This is a genomic window from Nocardioides sp. NPDC006303 (genome assembly GCF_040613175.1).
Taxonomy (GTDB): Bacteria; Actinomycetota; Actinomycetes; order Propionibacteriales; family Nocardioidaceae; genus Nocardioides.
In genome coordinates this window covers 59,384-80,029 of record NZ_JBEXRR010000022.1, presented here as the reverse complement: position 1 = coordinate 80,029, position 20,646 = coordinate 59,384, and the positions used below count along the sequence as shown (strand labels likewise).

Genomic DNA, 20,646 nt, shown 5'->3' with positions numbered 1-20,646 from the left:
ACAAACACCATGACCCGACCGATCACGCTCTTCACCGGCCAGTGGGCCGACCTGCCGTTCGAGGAGGTCTGCCGCCTCGCGTCCGAGTGGGGCTACGACGGCCTCGAGATCGCCTGCTGGGGCGACCACCTCGACGTCTGGCAGGCCGCCGAGGACGAGACGTACGTCCAGGCGAAGCTGGACCTGCTGGAGAAGCACAACCTCAAAGTCTTCACGATCTCCAACCACCTCAAGGGCCAGGCGGTCTGCGACGACCCGATCGACCAGCGCCACAAAGACATCCTGCCCGCCAAGATCTGGGGCGACGGCGACCCCGAGGGCGTACGTCAGCGGGCCGCCGAGGAGATGAAGATGACCGCCCGGGCGGCCAAGAATCTCGGGGTCAAGACGGTCGTCGGCTTCACCGGCTCCTCGATCTGGAAGTACGTCGCGATGTTCCCGCCCGTCTCTCAGGCGATGGTCGAGGCCGGCTACCAGGACTTCGCCGACCGGTGGAACCCGATCCTCGACGTCTTCGACGAGTGCGGGGTGCGGTTCGCCCACGAGGTCCACCCCTCCGAGATCGCCTACGACTACTGGTCCACCGTCGCGACGCTGGAGGCGATCGGCCACCGCGAGGCCTTCGGGCTCAACTGGGACCCCAGCCACATGGTGTGGCAGCAGGTCGACCCGGTCGGGTTCCTGTGGGACTTCCGCGACCGGATCTACCACGTGGACTGCAAGGACACGAAGATGCAGACCGGCAACGGCCGCAACGCCCGGCTCGGCTCCCACCTCGCCTGGGCCGACCCGCGCCGTGGCTGGGACTTCGTCTCCACCGGCCACGGCGACGTGCCGTGGGAGCAGTGCTTCCGGATGCTCAACTCCATCGGCTACGACGGCCCCATCTCGGTCGAGTGGGAGGACGCCGGCATGGACCGCCTCGTCGGGGCCCCCGAGGCGCTCGAGTTCGTCCGCCGGCTCGCCTTCGACGCCCCCGAGGCGGCCTTCGACGCGGCGTTCTCGTCCGCCGACTGACCCGCAACACCCAAGAAGAAGGAGTTACGAGATGTGTTTTGGATTCGACGGTGACGGTGCGCTGCAGCGCTCACTCGAAAAGCGCGGCCTCAGCCGGCGCTCCCTCATCCGCGGCGCCGCCGCGGGTGCTGCCGCACTCGGGGTCAGCGGTGCTCTGGCCGCACCCGCAGCCGCCGACGGCGTACGTTCCGGTCGTGGCCACGGTGGCGGCCGCCGGGTCCCGGCCGACAAGATCAGCATCCAGCTCTACACGCTGCGGTCGATCATGACCGGAGCAGGTGTCGACGCGACGCTGGCGAAGCTGGCGCAGATCGGCTACGACCGCGTCGAGCTGGCCGGTCTCTACGGGCGCACCGCCGAGGACATCCGAGGCGTCCTCGACGGGCTCGGGATCCGCTCCAACTCCAGCCACGACGGTCTGAGCAGCAGCTTCGCCGCGCTCGAGACGAAGTTCGACAACTCCGAGACGCTGGGAGTCCGCTACCTCAACGTGCCCTACCTGGCCTCCAGCTCACTCTCGGACTGGCAGGCCTGGGCGGACCAGATGAACAACGAGGCGGCGGCCGCGAAGCGGCGTGGCTTCCGCTACGGCTACCACAACCACGCCCACGAGTTCACCACTGATCTCGGTGGCGGGGTCACGCCCTGGGACGTGTTCATGCGGGAGCTCGACCCGGCCTACGTCCACCTCGAGGTGGACCTCTACTGGGCCGTCACCGGCGGTGTGAATCTCGGCATGTCCAGCGACGAGGCCATCGACTTCGCGATCGACGTCGTCGACCGGTCTCCGCTCCAGGTCCGCCAGTACCACGTCAAGGACCGCAACGAGGCCACCGGCGACCACGTCGACCTCGGCACGGGGTTCATCGACTTCGCCAAGATCTTCCGCGCCCACCAGGTCGAGGACTACATCGTGGAGAACGACAGCCCTGACGTCACCCCGATCCAGACCGCGGAGGTGGGCTACTCCTACCTGCGCGCCCTGCGCTACTGACGTACGCCTCTGAAGTACGCCTCTGAAGTACGTCAAACAAGACTCGGCAGCCGCCCCCGACCCTCCCTGCGGGGCGGCTGCCGTCTCCTTCCAGACGCGCGGTGAACCCTCCGAGAAGTCGGGATGACGACCGTCCCCCAAACGGGCGAGTGCCCCGTGTCGGGTTCCGCGAACCCTCGGTGAGGGTCATAGGCTGAAGACCATGCCATCGCCCCGGGTATCGCTGATCACCGCTGTCTACAACCCGCCCGCCGATGCCTTCGAGGACACGATCGCGTCGGTTCTCGGTCAGACCCATGACGACTGGGAGTGGGTCCTCAGCGACGACTGCTCGCCCGCGCCCTGGGTGCTGCCGCGGCTGCGGGAGCTGGCCGCGGCGGAGCCACGGGTACGAATCGTGGAGCGTGCGGCGAATGGTGGCATCGTGGCCGCCTCGAACTCGTCGCTGGCCGAGGCGACCGGCGAGCTGATCGCGCTGCTCGACCACGACGACGTACTCGAGCCGAACGCGCTGGAGAAGATGGTCCGCGCCTACGACCGGTTCGAGGACCTCGACTACGCCTACAGCGACCAGGACCTGATGAGCGACGCCGGCGAGCTCCGCGACGCCTACTACAAGCCCGACTGGTCCCCGGAGCGGCTGCGCCACCACAACTACTGCACCCACTTCTCGGTCTTCCGCCGCTCCGTCGTGGAGGAGGTCGGCGGCTTCCAGGAGGGCTTCGACGGCTCCCAGGACCATGACCTCGTACTGCGGGTCAGCGAGCGCGCCCGGCGCATCGTCCACGTCCCCGGCGCGCTCTACCACTGGCGCCAGGTGCCGGGCTCTGCCGCCGCGGACAACCAGGCCAAGCCGTACGCCTGGGACGCCGGCGTACGCGCCGTCCAGGCCCACCTCGACCGGCTCGGGATCCGGGCCACGGCCTCGCACGGCGTCTCACCCGGGCTCTACCGCGTCGAGCGGGAGCCCGACCTGGACACCCCGGTCAGCGTGATCATCCCGACCATCGGCACCAGCGCGATCGTGTGGGGCGAGAAGCGCGCAATGGTCGTCGAGACCGTACGCTCCGTGGTCGCCTCCACCAAGCACCACAACGTCGAGTTCGTGATCGTCTACGACACCCCGACGCCGGCCCCGGTGCTGGAGGCGCTGCGGGCGATCGAGGGCGCCGACATCAAGCTCGTCGAGTTCACCGAGAAGTTCAGCTTCAGCGCCAAGTGCAACGTCGGCGCCGCCCATGCGACCGGTGACGTCCTGATCTTCCTCAACGACGACATGGAGGCCTACTCCGAGGGCGTCATCGAGAACCTGATCGCGCCGCTGCGCGAGCCGGACGTCGGCATGACCGGTCCCAAGCTCCTCTTCGAGGACTACCGCATCCAGCACGCCGGCCTGGTCTACGGCAGCGGCACCATCACCCACGCCTACTACCGCGCGCGCCCCGAGGAGCGGGGCAACCACGGCGAGCTGCACATCAACCGGGAGACCTCCGCGCTGACCGGCGCCTGCGTCGCGATGCGGCGCGAGGTCTTCTTCGACGCGGGTGGCTTCAGCGAGCGGCTGCCGGTCAACTACAACGACGTCGACCTGTGTCTCAAGGTCCGTCGCTCACTGGGCCTGCGCCTGGTCTGGCTCCACGACGTCACCCTCTTCCACTTCGAGTCGATCAGCCGCGACAACGCGGTCCACGACTGGGAGAAGGACTTCATCAACAACCGCTGGGGCAACTACGAGCACGTACGCGAGGCGTACTCCAACGGCGTCCGCTGACCCCGGAGGTCAGCCCTGGGCTGCGCGGCGGAGGCGGCGTACGACTCGTCGGCCGAAGTTCCGCACCGGGTGGCGGGTGGCGTAGGTCAGGTCGGCCTCGAGGCCGGCGACCTTGCCGCGCAGCCGCTCGATGCGCTCGCGGCGGCGCCGGTTGACCTCGCGGGCATCCCGTAGCTGCTTGGACAGGGTGCCGACCCGGGCCTGGGCGGAGTTGGCGGAGGCCTGGATGCCGAGGATGTGGTCGCGGGTGGCCAGCCGGGAGCGGGTGACCTCCTCGAACTTCCGGGTGTGGGCGTCGCGGAGCCGGACCTCGTCGGCCGGAGCGGCCTGGACGAGCTCGGGCGCGACCGGCGCCGACTCACCGTCGGCGAGCGGCCGGGCGGCCAGTTGGAACTGGTAGACCAGCGCGTCGGGCTGCTGGCGTACCCACTCCACGGCTACATCGGGGAGCAGGCCGGGGTCGACCGAGACCTCGACGTTGAGCGGGTCGGCCGTGGTGCCGCGCAGGTCCTCGACCGCGTAGCCCGCCTCGGTGAAGAGCTGCAGCAGCCCCTCGCGTGAGTAGAACTTGATGTGGGTGCGGTCCAGGAGACCGGTGTCGGTGGTCTGCCAGCGGCCCTGGAGCAGAGCGAGGCGGACCGAGCCGTGGGTGACGTTGGGGATCGAGATGACCACCTGGCCGCCGGGAGCGAGCAGGTCACGGGCCTGCTCGAGCGCAGCCCGCGGGTCGACGAGGTGCTCGAGGACGTCGGCGAAGATCACCACGTCGAAGGAGCCGGGCTCGACGATCTCGGTCAGCGGGGTCACATCCAGGTCGGCGACGATCACCCGCTCGAGGACCTTCTCGGCCAGGCTCGCCGCCTCGGGGTCGATCTCGATGCCGGTGACGGTGCAGCCGCGCTCGGTGAGGATCCGGCCGATCTCACCGGTCCAGCAGCCGACGTCGAGGACCCGCTTCCCATCGCCCGCCGAGGCGGCGGACTCAGCCAGGTCGATGACCTGCACATGGCTGGTGTTGGGGTGATCGAGGTCGATCTCGACGGCGTAGTGCGACATGCGACGAGGGTAGCGACCTTTGGTGGCGCCGCGCGGCTTCGGCACGGGTGATTTACAGGCTGTTTCGATGCTTCGGCGACGTACGGGGAAATGGTCTGTTACACAGTGGAAACAGACGCTTCGGGGTGTCGAAACGTCCCCGGGTGAAGGTGGCGGCGAAGATGACAGGATCAAGGACCTCTGGAGGCGCCCTCTCGTGAAGCTCGTGACCGCAGTGATCAAGCCCCATAAGTGGGAGGACGTGCGCGAGGCCCTCGAGGCCTTCGGCGTGACCGGCATGACCGTCTCCGAGGTCTCCGGCTACGGCCGGCAGAAGGGTCACACCGAGGTCTACCGCGGTGCGGAGTACGACATCGCCCTGGTGCCGAAGATCCGCATCGAGATCGTCGTGGAGGACGAGGATGCCGCGGACGTCGTCGGCATCGTCGTGAAGACCGCACAGACCGGACGGATCGGCGACGGGAAGGTCTGGCTCAGCCCGATCGAGTCCGTCGTCCGTGTTCGGACCGGTGCGCGCGACGCCGAAGCGCTCTGACTAGGCTTCAGTCCGAGTGCCGGTCCATCGAATCCCACCGGAGGAGAGAAATGAAGCTCGTCACCGCAGTGATCAAACCCCACAAGTGGGAAGACGTCCGCGTCGCCCTCGAAGCTGTCGGTGTCACCGGCATGACCGTCTCCGAGGTCTCCGGCTACGGCCGGCAGAAGGGTCACACCGAGGTCTACCGCGGCGCTGAGTACGACGTCGCCCTGGTGCCGAAGATCCGCATCGAGATCGCCGTGCCCGACGAGGAGGTCGAGTCTGTGGTCAGCGCCATCGAGACCTCGGCGAAGACCGAGCGCATCGGTGACGGCAAGGTCTGGGTCTCCCCGCTGGAGACCATCGTGCGGGTCCGCACGGGCGACCGCGACGACGCCGCGATCTGACGTGAATGAGGCTGGCGCGTGACCGCTGAGGGCCGGGCGGAGCGCACAGCCGAGGCAGACGAGCAGTGCGCCAAGGCGTACGCCGCGGCGGGCGGCCCCGAGGTCGGGGTCGCCCTCGTCGCGGTCGGGGGATACGGGCGCGGAGAGCTCGCGCCCTTCTCCGACTGGGACGTGGTCCTGGTGCACGACGACGCCGTCTCGCCGGGGTCGGTGGCCGAGCAGGTCTGGTATCCGCTCTGGGACACCGCGCCCAAGCTCGACCACTCGGTCCGGTCCTTCTCCGAGATGCTCTCGTCCTCGACCGGTGACCTCCGGGTCGCCCTGGGGCTGCTCGACATCCGGCACTTGGCCGGCGATCGCGGGTTGGTGCTGCGGCTGCGTACGACGATGCTGGCGCACTGGCGCAAGCACGCCCGGGCCCTGCTGCCCGAACTGCGGACGATGAGCGTGGAGCGACACCGGCGTGCTGGCGAGCTCGCGCACGCCTCGGTGCCGGATCTGAAGGAGATGTACGGCGGGCTGCGGGACGCGGTGGTGATCAAGGCGATCGTGGCGACCTGGCTGGTCGACGTCCCCGCGGTCGACCTGGAGAAGTCGCGCCGCGCCCTGCTCGACGTACGTGATCTCGTGCAGGAGATCGGCGGCCGGGCCACCGACCGGGTCGTGCCGGAGATGTGGGACCAGCTCGCCGAGCGGCTCGAGCTGGCCGACGCCCGCACGGCACAGGCCCACGTACGCACCATCGGCCGCCGCCTCGCCCATCTCTCCCGCCTGGCGTGGCGACGGGTGGACGGGGTCCTCGAACGCTCGCGGCCCGGAGCGCCGCGCCGCCCGCGGCTCGCGCCGCTGGGCAACGGTCTGGCGCTCGCCTCGGGTGAGGTGGTGCTGGTTCCGGGCGCCCGCCCGTCGCGGGATCCGCTGATGCTGCTGCGTGCCTCGGCGCTCGCCGCCGAGCACGGGGTCGCGCTGGCGCCGCCGACCGCCGCGCGACTGGCCCGGGACACCCCGGCGCTGGCCGAGCCGTGGCCGGAGGAGGCGCGGCATCTCTTCGTACGGCTCCTGGGCGCCGGGCGCGGGCTGCTCGCGGTCTGGGAGACGCTGGAGGAGACCGGCGCGGTCTCCCGGATCCTGCCCGAGTGGGAGCGGATCCGGCTGCTCCCGCACGCCTCGATCATCCACCGCTTCACCGTCGACCGGCACACCATCGAGACCTGCATCGAGGCGGTCGCGCTGCTGCCGCGCGTGGCCCGACCCGATGTGCTGCTCGTCGCGGCGATGCTCCACGACATCGGCAAGGGATCGCTGACCGAGCACAGCGTCGCGGGGGAGCCGATCGCCCGCCGGATCGCCTCCCGGATGGGCTTCCCGGAGGACGAGGTCGACCTGATCTCGCAGCTGGTGCGCTGGCACCTGCTGCTCTCCACGACCGCGACCACCCGTGACCCCGACGACCCGGCGACCGTCGACCTGGTGGTGGACACGATGGGCGATGCCGAGGCGCTCGCCCTGCTCACCGCGCTCACCGAGGCCGACGCCCGGGCGACCAGCGCCCAGGCCTGGAGCACCTGGCGGGCCCGGCTGATCCTCGACCTCGCCCGCCGGGCCGCGCGGGTGCTCGACACCGGCGTCGCCGCGGGGGAGCGGCCGCAGGCTGCGGTGGAGATCCCCGAGAGCGTACGTTCGGGCTCGACCTCCTTCCGTGCCGAGCCGCTCGCCGACGGCGCCCGGGTGTGGGTGATCGCGCCCGACCGGCTCGGCCTGCTCGCCGACCTGGCCGCGACCTTCGCGGTCGCACGGCTGCCGGTCAGAGCGTGCCGTGCCTGGCAGCAGGGCGGTTTCGGGGTCAGCGTGTGGGACCTCGACGACTCCTATGTCGACGCAGCGGTGCTCCGCACGCGCTTCTCCGCCATCACCGAGGGCCGCCTCGACCCGGCGACCCGGCTGGCGCCGAGCGCCGCCGCCCGAAGGAGCGAGCCCTCGGTCGTCGTACGTCCCGAGGCATCCAGCAAGGCCACCGTCCTCGAGGTGCGCACCATCGACCGTCCTGGGGTCGTCTACACCGTCGCCGTCGCGCTGGCGCGGATGGAGATCGCGGTCCGTTCCGCCCACATCTCCACCCTCGGTCCCCAGGCCGTCGACGTCTTCTACCTCCAGGAGGCCTCGGCCGGAGTCCTCGCCGAGCATCGGGCGGCGGAGGCCGCCCATGCGGTCCGCGCGGCGCTCGAGTGCTGACCGAGGTAGCTCGGTGAGCGTCGGACCCCCGATCGCGCCTGCCGAATAGCACCCCACACACAACAGTTCGTTAGTCTTGGCAGGACAACCACTCTGCTGAAGGACCGCTTTGTTCGCCACGCTCTCCGACCGGCTCGCCACGACGTTCAAGAACATTCGGGGCAAGGGCCGCCTCACCGATGCCGACATCGACGCCACCGCTCGCGAGATCCGCATCGCGCTGCTCGAGGCCGACGTCGCGCTGCCGGTGGTGCGCGAGTTCGTCGCCCGGGTCAAGGAGCGGGCACGCGGCGAGGAGGTCAGCCAGGCGCTGAACCCCGCCCAGCAGATCGTCAAGATCGTCAACGACGAGCTGGTCACGATCCTCGGCGGCGAGACCCGCCGGCTCCGTTACGCCAAGACCGGCCCGACGGTGATCATGCTCGCGGGTCTGCAGGGTGCCGGTAAGACCACCCTGGCCGCGAAGCTCGCGCTGTGGCTGAAGGAGCAGGGCAAGGCCCCGCTGCTGGTGGCGGCCGACCTGCAGCGCCCCAATGCGGTCAACCAGCTCCAGGTCAACGGTGAGCGCGTCAGCGTCCCGGTCTACGCGCCCCAGCCCGGCAACGGCGTCGGTAACCCCGTCGACGTCGCTCGTGACGCCGTCGAGGAGGCCAAGCGCAAGCTCCACGACGTGGTCATCGTCGACACCGCCGGCCGCCTCGGCATCGACGAGGAGCTGATGAAGCAGGCCGCCGACATCAAGGCGGCGGTCAACCCCGACGAGGTCCTCTTCGTCGTCGACGCGATGATCGGTCAGGACGCGGTCAACACCGCGCAGGCCTTCCTCGACGGCGTCGGCTACGACGGCGTGGTCCTCACCAAGCTCGACGGTGACGCCCGCGGTGGTGCGGCGCTCTCCATCGTCCAGATCACCGGCAAGCCGGTCATGTTCGCCTCCAACGGCGAGAAGATGACCGACTTCGACCTGTTCCACCCCGACCGGATGGCCGGTCGCATCCTCGACATGGGCGACATGCTCACCCTGATCGAGCAGGCCGAGAAGACCTTCGACCAGGGGCAGGCCGAGAAGGACGCGGCCAAGCTTGCGACCGGCGAGTTCACGCTCGAGGACTTCCTCAAGCAGATGCAGCAGCTGCGCAAGCTCGGCTCGATGTCGAAGCTGATGGGCATGCTGCCGGGCATGGGCCAGTTCCGCGAGCAGCTCGACAACTTCGACGAGCGCGAGATCGACCGGATCCAGGCGATCATCCAGTCGATGACCCCGGCCGAGCGCGCCAACCCGAAGATCCTCGACGGCTCCCGCCGCGCCCGCATCGCGAAGGGCTCGGGTCGCCAGGTCTCCGACGTCAACCAGCTCATCCAGCGCTTCACCGAGGCGTCGAAGATGATGAAGCAGCTCGCCTCCGGTGGCGGCATGCCCGGGATGCCCGGCGCGCCCGGTGCCAGCTTCGGCAAGCGTGCCGGCGCCAAGCAGGTGGCCCAGAAGAAGAAGGGCAAGGGCGCGCGCAAGTCCGGCAACCCCGCCAAGGCGGCCCAGCAGGCGAAGGCGGACGCCGAGAAGAAGCCGGCTGCCGCCAACCCGTTCGGGATGCCGGGTGGCGAGGAGATCGACTACGAGAAGGCCGCAGCCGACCTCAACCTGCCGTCGGACTTCTCCAAGTTCCTCAAGTAAGAGGCCCCTCCAGGTGAGCACGGTCCTGGTCGTCGACGGCGCCAACGTCGTCGGCGCTCGCCCGGACGGCTGGTGGAAGGACCGTGCCGGCGCGGCGCGCCGGCTGCACGAGGCGCTGCTGGTCGCCGATCTCCCGCAGGACCGGATCGTCCTGGTCCTGGAGGGACAGGCCAAGGGCGGCGTACGTCCGGGCAGGGACGCCCACGTGCACACGGTCCACGCCCCCAAGGATGGCGACGCCGCGATCGTCGGTGTCGTCCGTGAGGCGCTGGAGAAGGGCGACCGGGTGACGCTGGTGACCGCCGACCGGCTTCTCCAGGCCCGTTGCGGCGGCGCCACGGCCCTGGGGCCGTCCTGGTTGCTTGACCAGATCTGAGGAAATCGGCGGGTTACGCACGCGTAACCATTGACCGCGATTGTGATCGCCGTCACGCTGGGAGCGCTCTCACGAGCCGCGGCACCCCAACGCCGAGGTGCCGACAGATCACTCTCAGGAGGCCTGTCCCGTGCGATCACACAGACAGCGCGGCGCGATCGGCGGAGCCTCGGCTCTCGCCGGCCTGCTCTGCGCCACGCTCCTCGTAGCCCCAGCGTCCACCGCAGCGTCACCCACCGTGTCCGCCACCGATGCGCTCACGCGCTCGGGCCACGCGCTGCCCTACAAGAACCCACGCCTCGCCACCAAGACCCGCGTCGCCGATCTGCTGGCCCGGATGACGCTGGCCGAGAAGGTCGGTCAGATGGCCCAGGCCGAGCGCGCGGACGTCGCCGCGAACCCCGGCCAGATCGCCGAGCTCGGGCTCGGCAGCGTACTCTCCGGCGGCGGCTCGACCCCTGCCGAGAACACCCCGGAGGCCTGGGCCGACACGGTCGACGCCTTCCAGGAGCAGGCGCTCTCGACGCGGCTGGGGATCCCGCTGCTCTACGGCGTCGACGCGGTCCACGGTCACGGGAACCTCAACGGCGCGACCGTGTTCCCGCACAACATCGGCCTCGGCGCGACCCGCGACCCGAAGCTCGCCGAGCGGATCGGGCACATCACCGCGGAGGAGACTCGCGCCTCCGGGCCGCAGTGGAACTTCGCCCCGTGCATCTGCGTCGCCCGCGACGACCGGTGGGGGAGGACGTACGAGTCCTTCGGGGAGGACCCGAAGCTCGCCGCCCAGATGGCGCAGATGATCGAGGGGTTCCAGGGCGACAAGGGTGAGCTCGACGATCCCGACCGCGTCCTGGCCACGGCCAAGCACTTCGCCGGCGACGGGTTCACGACCTTCGGCACGGGCGAGGGTGACTACACGATCGACCAGGGCATCACCCAGGCCTCGCGCGCCGAGTTCGAGAAGCTGGCGCTCTCGCCGTACGTCACCGCCATCAAGAAGCACGACGTCGGCTCGGTGATGCCGTCCTTCTCCAGCGTCGACTGGACCGAGGACGGTCTCGGCAACCCGCTCAAGATGCACGCCCACGAGGAGCTCGTCACGGGTTGGCTCAAGGAGAAGCAGGGTTTCGACGGCCTGGTGATCTCCGACTGGCGGGCGATCCACCAGATCCCGGGGACGTACGCGGAGCAGGTGGCCATCTCGGTCAACGCCGGCGTCGACATGTTCATGGAGCCGTTCTCCGGTGACACCGTCGGCTATCCGCAGTTCATCGAGACGCTGACCGCAGCCGTCGAGGACGGCGCCGTCCCGATGGCCCGCATCGACGACGCGGTCTCCCGGATCCTGACCGCGAAGTTCGACCTCGGCCTCTTCGAGAAGCCGTTCACCGACCGGCGCAACATCGACGAGATCGGCAGCGCCGCCCACCGTCGCGTCGCGCGTGAGGCGGTGGCGAAGTCGCAGGTCCTGCTCCGGAACAGGCACACGTTGCCGCTCTCCGGCCGCGACGACGTCTACGTCGCGGGCAGCAAGGCCGACAGCATCGGCGACCAGGCCGGCGGCTGGACGATCACCTGGCAGGGCAACTCGACCCACCAGATCCCCGGCGACACGATCCTCGACGGCATCGAGTCCGCGGCCCGCGGCGAGGTGACCCACTCGCCCGACGCCTCCGCGCCGGTCCCGGCCGGCTCACACGGTGTCGTGGTCGTCGGCGAGCACCCGTACGCCGAGGGCTTCGGTGACATCGGCGGCCCCCGCTGGGGCTACGACCCCGGCGAGGGCGGCGTGCAGCGACCTGCGCTGACGATGCACCTCAGCGATGCCGACACCGCGGCGATCGAGACGGTCTGCGCGGCCGCGGCGACCTGCACGGTGCTCGTCGTCTCCGGGCGTCCGATGATCATCCCGCCCGAGCTGCTCGGGCAGATCGACGCCCTGGTCGCCTCCTGGCTCCCGGGCAGCGAGGGCAAGGGTGTCGCCGACGTGCTCTTCGGCAAGCGTCCGTTCACCGGGAAGCTCCCGGTGACCTGGCCCCGCTCTGTCGACCAGGAGCCGATCAACATCGGCGATTCGGACTATGACCCGCTGTTTGCGTACGGACACGGTCTGAAGACCCACCGATAGCGAAAAGGCCCGGTCCGAGTTGTGCGAATCTTCGATTCGCGACGCTTGGATCGGGCCATTTCGGTGCATGATTCGTGCATGCAGACGCTTCGCGTAGACGTATCGGGACGAGCGCTCAGCTTCCCGCCCGACAAGATCGTCCGAATAGGGCGTTCGATCGATGCCGACGTGGTGCTCTCGTCATCCTCCGTCTCCCGCGCTCATGCGGAGCTGCGCCCGGACCCGTCCGGGTGGAAGCTGGTCGATGTCGGCTCCGCCGGAGGGACGTACGTCTCCGGCAGCCGCGTCACCGAGGTGCCGTTGACCGGAGCGACCGAGATCCAGCTCGGCCCGGCGGGACCGGGCTCGACGATCACCGTCACCCTCGACGACGCGCCGGTCGCGGCGGGTGCCCCGCGTGCCCAGGCGCCGGCTCCGCCGCCTCCGCCGGCGATGGCGGGCGCCGCGGCGCCGCCGTCAGGTGCGGCACCGGTGGCTCCGCCCCCGCCCGGCAACGTCCCGCCCGCGCCGCCGGTGCCCTCGGCGACCCAGGACATCTCCGAGATGACGATCGCGCCCGGGATGGCGCGGCCGGCCGCTCCCGGTCAGCCGCCGACCGCGCCGACCGGACCCGACCTGCTGCTGGTCGCCGAGGGCAAGGAGCACCGCTTCCGCCACCCGGTCACGGTGACCATCGGTCGTGCGGCCGACAACTCGGTCGTGCTGGAGGACCAGGGCGTCTCGCGCCAGCATGCCCGGCTGGTGGCCACTCCCGGCGGCTGGACCTTCGAGAACGGCTCGCAGACCGGGTCGTTCCTCAAGGGGAAGCCGCTGGTCAGGGAGGAGATCGACGAGGAGACCGAGATCCGCCTCGGCCACCCCGTCGCGGGCGAGATCCTCAAGGTCATCCCGATCTACGCCGCCGAGGTCGAGGTCGCCCGTGCCGCCGCCAAGCGCCGCAACAAGCTGCTGCTGTGGGGCGGGATCGGCGCCGCGGCCGCGGTCGTGGTCATTGGACTGGTGGTCGCGATGTTCGTCGTGCCCGGCGGCGAGTCGGCCGCCCAGGACACCGGCCTGACCAAGGACGAGCTCAACAGCGCGCAGCGGGCCGCCGTCTGGATCACGTACGCACCGACCGAGGACACCATCGCGATGGGATCCGGGTCGATCGTCACCAAGGACGGCAAGATCCTCACCAACGCCCATGTCGCCGACCCGGCGAAGATCCCGGAGTACGCCGCCAAGGGCGAGGTCTCGCCCGAGGTCGTCAACATCCACCTGACCGACCCGGCTGAGGGCTACAAGGTCGGCGAGCCCGACTACATCGCCAAGGTCATCCAGTCCGACGGTGAGGTCGACAGCGCGGTCGTGCAGATCGTCGCCGACGGCGAGGGCAACCCGGTGAACCCGTCCTCGCTGGACCTGCCGACGATCTCGCTCGGCGACTCCAACGCCGTCGACCGCGGCGACTTCATCGCCACCATCGGCTTCCCGATGCTGCCGAAGGAGAGCTTCGCCGACAAGGAGGGCGTGCTCTTCCAGCCGCCGACCGTCGCCGAGGGCAACGTGGCGACGATCCTCTCCTTCGAGGGCGAGGAGCGGGCCGTCTTCGACGTCACCGCCCGGATCTCCAGCGGCAACTCCGGTGGTGCCGCGGTCAACGACGACGGTGAGCTCGTCGGCGTACCGACCTCCATCGGGTGGGACGAGAGCAACGTCGTCACCGGCCAGGTCATCCCCCTCGCTCAGCACTTCCCGATCCTCGAGGCCGCCGGCGTGAAGGTGCCGGGCAACTAGGTAACCTGCGTCACATGACTGCTCTGCGCTTCTCCGGCCCGGTTCTTCCCGATGGAGAGGTGCGGGACCTCTACGTCCTCGACGGCCGCATCACCTACGAGCGGCCGTCGGGGGCGGAGACCGGTGCCTCGGGCTGGATCGTCCCCGGCCTCGTCGACGCCCACTGCCACATCGGGCTCGGGCCCGACGGCGCCGTCGACCAGGAGACCGCCGAGGCGCAGGCGATCGCCGACCGCGACGCCGGCGCGCTGCTCCTGCGAGATGCCGGCTCCGCGGCCGACACGCGTTGGGTCCAGTCCCGCGAGGACCTGCCCCGGCTGATCCGCGCAGGACGCCACATCGGACGTACGAAGCGCTACATGCGCAACTACGCCGACGAGGTCGAGCCAGACGGCCTGGCCGAGGCCGTCGAGCGGCAGGCGCGCTCCGGTGACGGCTGGGTCAAGCTCGTCGGCGACTGGATCGACCGTGCCGAGGGAGACCTGAAGCCGTCCTTCCCGGCGGAGTCGTTCGCCGAGGCGATCAAGGTGGCCCACGACAACGACGCGCGGGTCACGGCGCACTGCTTCGGCCACGAGGTCCTGCCCGGCCTGATCGAGGCCGGGATCGACTGCATCGAGCACGGCACGGGCCTGACCCCGGACCTCGTCGAGGCCATGGCCGAGCAGGGCACCGCGCTGGTTCCCACCGTCGCCCAGCTGGAGATCTTCCCCGACCTGGCCGCCGCGGCGGCACCGAAGTTCCCGACGTACGCCGCCACCATGGAGAACCTCTACGCCCGCCGTCGCGAGACGATCATGAGCGCGTACGAGGCAGGGGTCGCTCTCTACGCAGGCTCCGACGGTGCGGGGGACCAGCTGCACGGCGTACTCCCTCGGGAGGTGCTCGCGATGCACCGGCTGGGCCTCCCCGCCGACGTCGTCCTCGGCGCCGCCTCCTGGCGCGCGCGGGAGTGGCTCGGCCACAACCCCGGCCTCGCCGAGGGCGACCCCGCCGACTTCGTCGTCTACGACACCAACCCCCTCGAGGACCTCACCGTCCTCGCCCGGCCGGCCGCCGTCGTACTCCGGGGGAAGATCTACTGACGTCGCCTGAGGTCGGCGATCGAGGCAACCCCGGTTGCGAAGGTGAACCCGGTGATGACGATCCCGCACGCGAAGACGACGATCCCGGGAAGGAACCCTGCGAGTCGATACAGCGTGTCCCAGACGTACGGCGGTTGACCGACGAGCACCGGCCCCGCCCCCTGGGCCGATGAGGTGCAGGAGAAGACCATCTCGTCGGTCGTGGTGACGAACCGGGACACACCTCGGTAGGAGTCGCCGTCCATCGTGTTCTCGAACCCGCTCACGGACGTCGACCCGACCTTCGCCCCGTGCGCGTCGGTGATCTCGCAGGACACCTGTGACGTGTCCGGCGCCCAGATCATGGCCGTCCAGTCGGCCGGTACGTCGGCCCGGTGCTCGGCGCCGTCGACCGGAACCTGTGCCCAGATGTCGTCGCCCGCGGACGAGTTCGAGGTGATGAGAACCGTGCCGAAGACGGTCAATCCGATCCCCAGGGCCATAGCGGCAAGTGCCAGAACCGGCATCAGTCGAGGCGGCGTACGTCGTGGCAGATCTGCTCGTGCGGACGGGAAGAACGGGGCGTCCTGCTGGGTCATTCCGCCGAGCCTCCAGACATTACCCGCCTGCGCTGTCGGCTGTGGTGAGCGAGCCAGCGTATGACCGCCGTGATCGTCAGCGCGAAGCCCACCGCCACCAACGGAAACGCGCAGACCATGGCAAGGAGATTGGTCGGCCGGAACTGCGGGCGGCCGCCGGGCATCGCCGGTCCGATTCGAGCGGTTTCCTCGTCGGCGGATGTCGTCGTGCAGGTGAGATCGAGGCGGCCCGACCCGGTATTGAACCGAAAGGCTCCGTAGTTGCCCCGGCCCTCGGCCCATCCCGTCTCTGCCGGCTCCGCCGGGATGGCGATGGGGCCGGCGGACGAGTCGATGACCTGACAGGACGCGAGCGACACGAAGCGCTCGTGCATCTCTCGTTCGTTTGGCATGGTGAGATGCGCCTCCAGACCGGGTACGACGTCGACGTGGTGGGTATTGCCGTCGATCGGCACTTCCGCCCGGTACGGGTCGTCGGTGACCAACGGGACGAAGAAGATCAGGAGAAGCGCCAGCCCTCCCGCCAGCATCGTTGCGCCGACGACGCCGCCGATCGTGGTCGCGACGGAGGGCCGCTCCGGTGTCCTGTGGGGCCTCGATGGCGTCGGGGTCGGGGTATCCAGTCGACTCACGTAGCGGATTGTCCAGGACCGACGACGTCACGGATCAGGTTTTCGTCGGGAGGTACTTCACCAGGGGTAACACTTGCTCAGTGGCGTACGCCGGGCAGCGATCGCGAGCACGTCGTGCTCGGCCAGGCTGGGAGCGGGTGCGGTGATCGCCTTGACTGATGAGATGCTCCATCGGGTGGGCGTCCGCTCGCTGCATACGGGAATTTCTTCCCGACCTGCAGGTCTGGCAAACTGGAGCACGTGTCCTGTGCGCAGGGACCCTCTCACCCAGCGCGACAGTGCCCGCCGAAGTTGCCTGACGGGTGTCCCCACACCGACACGGGCCTCTTCACCCATATTCGATTCCAAAGGAATACCACCAACAGTGGCTGTCAAGATCCGCTTGAAGCGCCTGGGCAAGATCCGGGTTCCGCAGTACCGCATCGTCATCGTCGACTCGCGCAAGAAGCGCGACGGCGCTGTCATCGAGGAGATCGGTCTCTACCGTCCCAAGGAGGAGCCGAGCTTCATCCAGGTCGACTCCGAGCGCGCCCAGTACTGGCTCGGCGTCGGCGCCCAGCCGACCCCGGCTCTCGAGGCGATCCTCAAGGTGACCGGCGACTGGCAGAAGTTCAAGGGCCTCCCGGGCGCCGAGGGCACCCTCCGTGTCGCCCCGCCGAAGCCCGACAAGCTCGAGCTCTTCAACAAGGCTCTCGCCGAGGCTCACGCCTCCGCCGGCGCCGAGGCCGTGACGAAGAAGTCCGCCAAGAAGGCTGAGGAGCCCAAGGCCGAGGAGCCGAAGGCTGAGGAGCCCAAGGCCGAGGAGCCCAAGGCCGAGGAGACCCCGGCCGCCGAGGCCGAGGCCTGAGCAGCATGCTCGCCGAAGCTCTCGAGCACCTCGTCCGAGGAGTCGTCGACAACCCGGACGAGGTGAGCGTGCGCGACAAGCAGCTTCGTCGCGGCTCCGTCCTCGAGGTCCGGGTCCACCCCGACGACCTCGGCAAGGTGATCGGCCGCGGCGGCCGCACCGCCACCGCGTTCCGTACGGTCATCTCAGCGCTGGCCGGCAAGGGCGGCGCGCGGATCGACTTCGTCGATGTCGACGGCGGTCGCTGAGCACGGCTGCATCAAACGCACAACGGGCGCCACTCCTTCGGGGGTGGCGCCCGTTGGTTTACCCGGTTAACCGGGTAAACCTGCACTTCTCTGGCAATGCAACGCCTGAGAAGTGCAGGAATCACCGGTTAACCGGTGATTCCTGCCCGGCACCCCACAGCCCCTAATCTCACTCCTGTGGAGTTGATCGAGGTGCTGGTCGGACGGATCGGCAAGCCGCATGGCATCCGGGGGTTCGTGACGGTCGAGGTGCGGACCGACGAGCCCGACCGGCGGTTCGCCGAGGGCACGGTGCTGCGGGCGCAGCCGCCGAAGGGATCGGCGTACGCCGCCAAGCAGCTGACCGTGGAGGGCGCCCGTTGGCACGGGCAGGTGCTCCAGGTCGCCTTCGAGGAGATCACCGACCGCAACGAGGCCGAGGCTGCTCGCGGGACGCTGCTCTTTGCCGACGTCCCGGCCGAGGAGACTCCCGAGGACCCCGACGAGTACTACGACCATCAGCTCGTCGGCCTGACCGCCTTCGACGAGGAGGGCCGCGAGCTCGGCACCGTCAAGGCGCTGGTCCACGGGGGAGCCCAGGACCTGCTGACGATCCGTACGCCGGACCGGCGCGACGCGCTGGTGCCGTTCGTGAAGGCCCTGGTGCCGATCGTCGATCTGGCCGAGAAGAAGGTCGTCATCGCCGACCGCCCCGGCCTGGTCACGCCGTTCGCCGAGGACGAGGACGACGCCACGTGAGGCTCGACTACCTCACCATCTTCCCCGACTATCTCGCGCCGCTCCGGCTGAGCCTGCCGGGCAAGGCGATCGAGTCGGGGCTGCTGGAGATGCACGTCCACGACGTACGCGACTGGGCCCACGACCGCCACCGCACCGTCGACGACACGCCTTATGGCGGTGGCGCCGGGATGGTCATGAAGCCCGAGCCGTTCGGCGAGGCCTTCGACGAGCTGGCGATCGATGGGGCGACCGTGATCGTGACGACGCCGAGCGGTGAGCCGTTCACCCAGGCCCTGGCCCGCGACCTGTCGACCCGGGAGAGGCTCGTCTTCCTGCTCGGCCGCTACGAGGGCATCGACCAGCGCGTGCTCGACCATGCAGCGACGCGCGCCGAGGTCCGCGAGATCTCCCTGGGCGACTACGTGCTCAACGGGGGAGAGGTGGCCGCCATGGCGATCACCGAGGCCGTCGTACGTCTGCTCCCCGGGTTCATGGGCAACGCCGAGTCGCTCGTGGAGGAGTCCCACGAGGACGGCCTGCTGGAGTACCCGGTCTACACCAAGCCCGCCTCATGGCGTGACCTCGAGGTCCCGAAGGTGCTGCTCAGCGGCGACCACAAGCGCATCGCGCAGTGGCGCCATGACCAGGCGGTGGCCCGGACCTCCGTACGCCGCCCCGACCTGCTCCACGCATCCCAGGCAGCCACGGAGTGGGAGATCGTGCCCGCCGTACGCGCGGATGTCCCCGAGCTGCACACGCTGCAGCTCGCCTGCTGGGTGCAGGAGATGCACGACAACCCCGGTGTCGATATCCCGCCGCTGCACGAGTCGCTGGAAGACACCGTGCACGCGCTGGAGACGCACGACGTCTACGTCGTCCGCTCCGCCGGGCGGCTGGTCGGCTCGGTCCGTGCCCGGCTCGACGGCGACGTCTGGGAGATCGGACGGCTGATGACCGCGCCAGACCTGCAGGGTCGGGGCCTCGGGCGTCAGCTGCTGGACCACATCCAGGCCATGGCCCCGGCGACCGCCGCGAGGTACTCGCTCTTCACCGGAGCCAAGAGCGAGCGGAACCAGAGGATCTACAAGAAGGCGGGGTTCCGGTTGCGCCGCGACCTCGAGGCTCCGCCAGGCGCCGTCATCATGACGAAGACACATGCACCTCGGCGGTAACGGATCGGCAACCCAGAACTCTGTTACTTTTCTGTAACACAAGGCATCTGTCTCTGAAACGTTGCGTCGCAACGATGCCGGGCAATACGTACGACGAGCGACGAGGCTCGCGTGACGTCACAGCCACATCCCGAGACTCAATCAATGAGGCACTGAATGTCTGTCGAACTTGCATGGCAACTCCTGTGCGCGGCCCTGGTCATGTTCATGACCCCCGGCCTCGCCTTCTTCTACGGCGGTCTGGTGAAGGCCAAGTCCGTCGTCTCGATGATGATGCTGAGCTTCGGCTCGATCGCCGTCGTCACGATCCTCTATGTCCTCTACGGTGGCACCGGCATCGCTGGCAACGGCACCAGCGGTGGCAGCAAGCTGTTCGGTAACCCCTTCGAGGACTTCGGTATGACCGACCTCGTGACCTCCGCGGGCAGTGGTGACGCGGGCAACCTGTTCGGCGGGCACGCGTTCCTGGTCGCCTTCTGCATCATCACCGTCGCCCTGGTCTCGGGGGCGGTCGCCGACCGTGCGCGCTTCTGGCCGTGGATGATCTTCGCGGTCTTCTTCGCCACCTTCGTGGTGTTCCCGACCTTCCGCTGGATCTGGGGCGTGGACGGCGAGGGCAACTTCTACGGCTGGCTCGCCAACAACGTCTACGGCCTGGGCGGTGCCCTCGACTGGGCCGGCGGCACCGTGATCCACCAGTCGGCCGGCGCCGCGGCGCTCGCCCTGGCGCTCGTGCTCGGTCGACGCAAGGTCGGCTTCTCCAAGGAGGAGACGGTCGCTCACAACGTACCGCTCGTGCTGATCGGTGCTGCGATCCTGTGGTTCGGCTGGTTCGGCTTCAACACCGGTGTCTTCGGTGCCGACGAGGGTCAGACCTCGCTGATCTTCATCAACACGATCATCGCCCCGGCCGCTGCCCTGATCGGCTGGATCGTCGTCGAGCAGTTCAAGGACGGCAAGCCCACGGCCGTCGGCGCCGCGTCCGGCATCGTCACCGGCCTGGTCGCCATCACGCCCGCCTGTGCGTTCGTGAGCCCGGTCTGGGCCCTCGTCCTCGGCCTCGTCGCCGGTGCCATCTGCGCCCTGGCCGTCGAGCTCAAGTTCAAGCTCGGCTTCGACGACACGCTCGACGTCGTCGGCATCCACCTCGTCGCCGGTTTCATCGGCTGCCTGTGGGTCGGCATCTTCGGCATGGAGTCGCTCACCGGTGGCAGCCTCGTCTTCGGTGGCAGCTTCAAGCTGCTCGGAGCACAGTTCCTCTCCTCGATCACCGTGATCGCCTTCTCGTTCGTGGTGGCCTTCATCATCGGCTTCGCGATCGAGAAGACCATCGGCTTCCGCGCCAAGGAGGAGGACGAGGTCGCTGGTATCGACACCGTTCTCCACGAGCCGGGCTACTCCGAGCTCGGCTGAGT

19 protein-coding genes and 1 pseudogene are annotated in these 20,646 nt (G+C 69.3%); 17 read left to right on the top strand and 3 right to left on the bottom strand.

The annotated features are described in order from the left end of the window. Window positions 1-9: 9 nt before the first annotated feature. The 3 genes from ABZY89_RS17675 (at window position 10) to ABZY89_RS17665 (ending at window position 3,782) form a co-directional block, all read left to right on the top strand. Complete coding sequence (locus tag ABZY89_RS17675) at window positions 10-1,017, top strand: sugar phosphate isomerase/epimerase family protein (RefSeq protein ID WP_355229246.1); 1,008 nt, start codon at window positions 10-12, stop codon at window positions 1,015-1,017. A 31-nt stretch (window positions 1,018-1,048) separates the two neighbouring features. Next, window positions 1,049-2,011 (top strand): sugar phosphate isomerase/epimerase, encoded by a 963-nt coding sequence (locus ABZY89_RS17670; protein WP_355229244.1) that lies wholly within the window; start codon window positions 1,049-1,051, stop codon window positions 2,009-2,011. A 202-nt stretch (window positions 2,012-2,213) separates the two neighbouring features. Next, window positions 2,214-3,782, top strand: a complete 1,569-nt coding sequence (locus tag ABZY89_RS17665) for a glycosyltransferase (protein WP_355229243.1) — start codon at window positions 2,214-2,216, stop codon at window positions 3,780-3,782. 9 nt (window positions 3,783-3,791) lie between these two features. Here ABZY89_RS17665 and ABZY89_RS17660 read toward each other — a convergent pair whose 3' ends face one another. Continuing rightward, window positions 3,792-4,838 carry a class I SAM-dependent methyltransferase gene (locus tag ABZY89_RS17660; RefSeq protein ID WP_355229241.1) on the bottom strand — a complete coding sequence of 349 codons (1,047 nt, stop codon included), beginning with the start codon at window positions 4,836-4,838 and terminating at the stop codon, window positions 3,792-3,794. A 196-nt stretch (window positions 4,839-5,034) separates the two neighbouring features. Here ABZY89_RS17660 and ABZY89_RS17655 point away from each other — a divergent pair, with 196 nt between their 5' ends. The 8 genes from ABZY89_RS17655 to ABZY89_RS17620 all read left to right on the top strand — a co-directional run bounded on the left by ABZY89_RS17655 (window position 5,035) and on the right by ABZY89_RS17620 (window position 15,034). Next, window positions 5,035-5,373, top strand: a complete 339-nt coding sequence (locus tag ABZY89_RS17655) for a P-II family nitrogen regulator (protein WP_141803747.1) — start codon at window positions 5,035-5,037, stop codon at window positions 5,371-5,373. Window positions 5,374-5,423: 50 nt separating this feature from the next. Continuing rightward, a complete protein-coding gene (locus ABZY89_RS17650) occupies window positions 5,424-5,762 on the top strand; it encodes a P-II family nitrogen regulator (RefSeq protein WP_008363338.1) in 339 nt (112 codons plus the stop codon). An 18-nt stretch (window positions 5,763-5,780) separates the two neighbouring features. Beyond that, a complete protein-coding gene (locus ABZY89_RS17645) occupies window positions 5,781-7,994 on the top strand; it encodes a [protein-PII] uridylyltransferase (RefSeq protein WP_355229239.1) in 2,214 nt (737 codons plus the stop codon). A 109-nt stretch (window positions 7,995-8,103) separates the two neighbouring features. Then, window positions 8,104-9,666, top strand: a complete 1,563-nt coding sequence (gene ffh / locus ABZY89_RS17640) for a signal recognition particle protein (RefSeq protein ID WP_355229238.1) — start codon at window positions 8,104-8,106, stop codon at window positions 9,664-9,666. Between the two features lie 13 nt (window positions 9,667-9,679). After that, entirely contained in the window at window positions 9,680-10,042 is a 363-nt protein-coding gene (locus ABZY89_RS17635; protein ID WP_350719060.1) for a hypothetical protein, read from the top strand. Between the two features lie 130 nt (window positions 10,043-10,172). Beyond that, window positions 10,173-12,173 (top strand): glycoside hydrolase family 3 N-terminal domain-containing protein, encoded by a 2,001-nt coding sequence (locus tag ABZY89_RS17630; protein WP_355229237.1) that lies wholly within the window; start codon window positions 10,173-10,175, stop codon window positions 12,171-12,173. 78 nt (window positions 12,174-12,251) lie between these two features. After that, window positions 12,252-13,949 carry an FHA domain-containing protein gene (locus ABZY89_RS17625; protein WP_355229235.1) on the top strand — a complete coding sequence of 566 codons (1,698 nt, stop codon included), beginning with the start codon at window positions 12,252-12,254 and terminating at the stop codon, window positions 13,947-13,949. A 14-nt stretch (window positions 13,950-13,963) separates the two neighbouring features. Further along, a complete protein-coding gene (locus ABZY89_RS17620; RefSeq protein ID WP_355229233.1) occupies window positions 13,964-15,034 on the top strand; it encodes an amidohydrolase family protein in 1,071 nt (356 codons plus the stop codon). Here ABZY89_RS17620 and ABZY89_RS17615 read toward each other — a convergent pair. Beyond that, entirely contained in the window at window positions 15,028-15,612 is a 585-nt protein-coding gene (locus ABZY89_RS17615; protein ID WP_355229231.1) for a hypothetical protein, read from the bottom strand. The two genes, ABZY89_RS17620 and ABZY89_RS17615, sit on opposite strands and share 7 nt — an antisense overlap. Then, entirely contained in the window at window positions 15,609-16,244 is a 636-nt protein-coding gene (locus ABZY89_RS17610) for a hypothetical protein (protein WP_355229229.1), read from the bottom strand. The genes ABZY89_RS17615 and ABZY89_RS17610 overlap by 4 nt, the downstream gene beginning before the upstream one ends. A gap of 364 nt (window positions 16,245-16,608) precedes the next feature. Here ABZY89_RS17610 and rpsP point away from each other — a divergent pair, with 364 nt between their 5' ends. The 6 genes and pseudogenes from rpsP (at window position 16,609) to ABZY89_RS17580 (ending at window position 20,644) form a co-directional block, all read left to right on the top strand. Then, the gene (rpsP, locus tag ABZY89_RS17605; RefSeq protein WP_160024482.1) at window positions 16,609-17,091 is read left to right on the top strand and encodes a 30S ribosomal protein S16; all 483 of its coding nucleotides are present in this window, start codon (window positions 16,609-16,611) and stop codon (window positions 17,089-17,091) included. A 5-nt stretch (window positions 17,092-17,096) separates the two neighbouring features. Further along, a complete protein-coding gene (locus tag ABZY89_RS17600) occupies window positions 17,097-17,339 on the top strand; it encodes an RNA-binding protein (protein WP_008363327.1) in 243 nt (80 codons plus the stop codon). Window positions 17,340-17,516: 177 nt separating this feature from the next. Beyond that, window positions 17,517-18,077 (top strand): ribosome maturation factor RimM, encoded by a 561-nt coding sequence (gene rimM / locus ABZY89_RS17595; protein ID WP_355229226.1) that lies wholly within the window; start codon window positions 17,517-17,519, stop codon window positions 18,075-18,077. After that, window positions 18,074-18,742 (top strand): annotated as a pseudogene (trmD, locus tag ABZY89_RS17590) (tRNA (guanosine(37)-N1)-methyltransferase TrmD); the annotation flags it as partial. The gene rimM and the pseudogene trmD, both read left to right, overlap by 4 nt. A gap of 102 nt (window positions 18,743-18,844) precedes the next feature. After that, complete coding sequence (locus ABZY89_RS17585) at window positions 18,845-19,231, top strand: GNAT family N-acetyltransferase (RefSeq protein WP_355229285.1); 387 nt, start codon at window positions 18,845-18,847, stop codon at window positions 19,229-19,231. Between the two features lie 156 nt (window positions 19,232-19,387). Beyond that, complete coding sequence (locus ABZY89_RS17580) at window positions 19,388-20,644, top strand: ammonium transporter (protein ID WP_355229224.1); 1,257 nt, start codon at window positions 19,388-19,390, stop codon at window positions 20,642-20,644. Window positions 20,645-20,646: the final 2 nt, after the last annotated feature.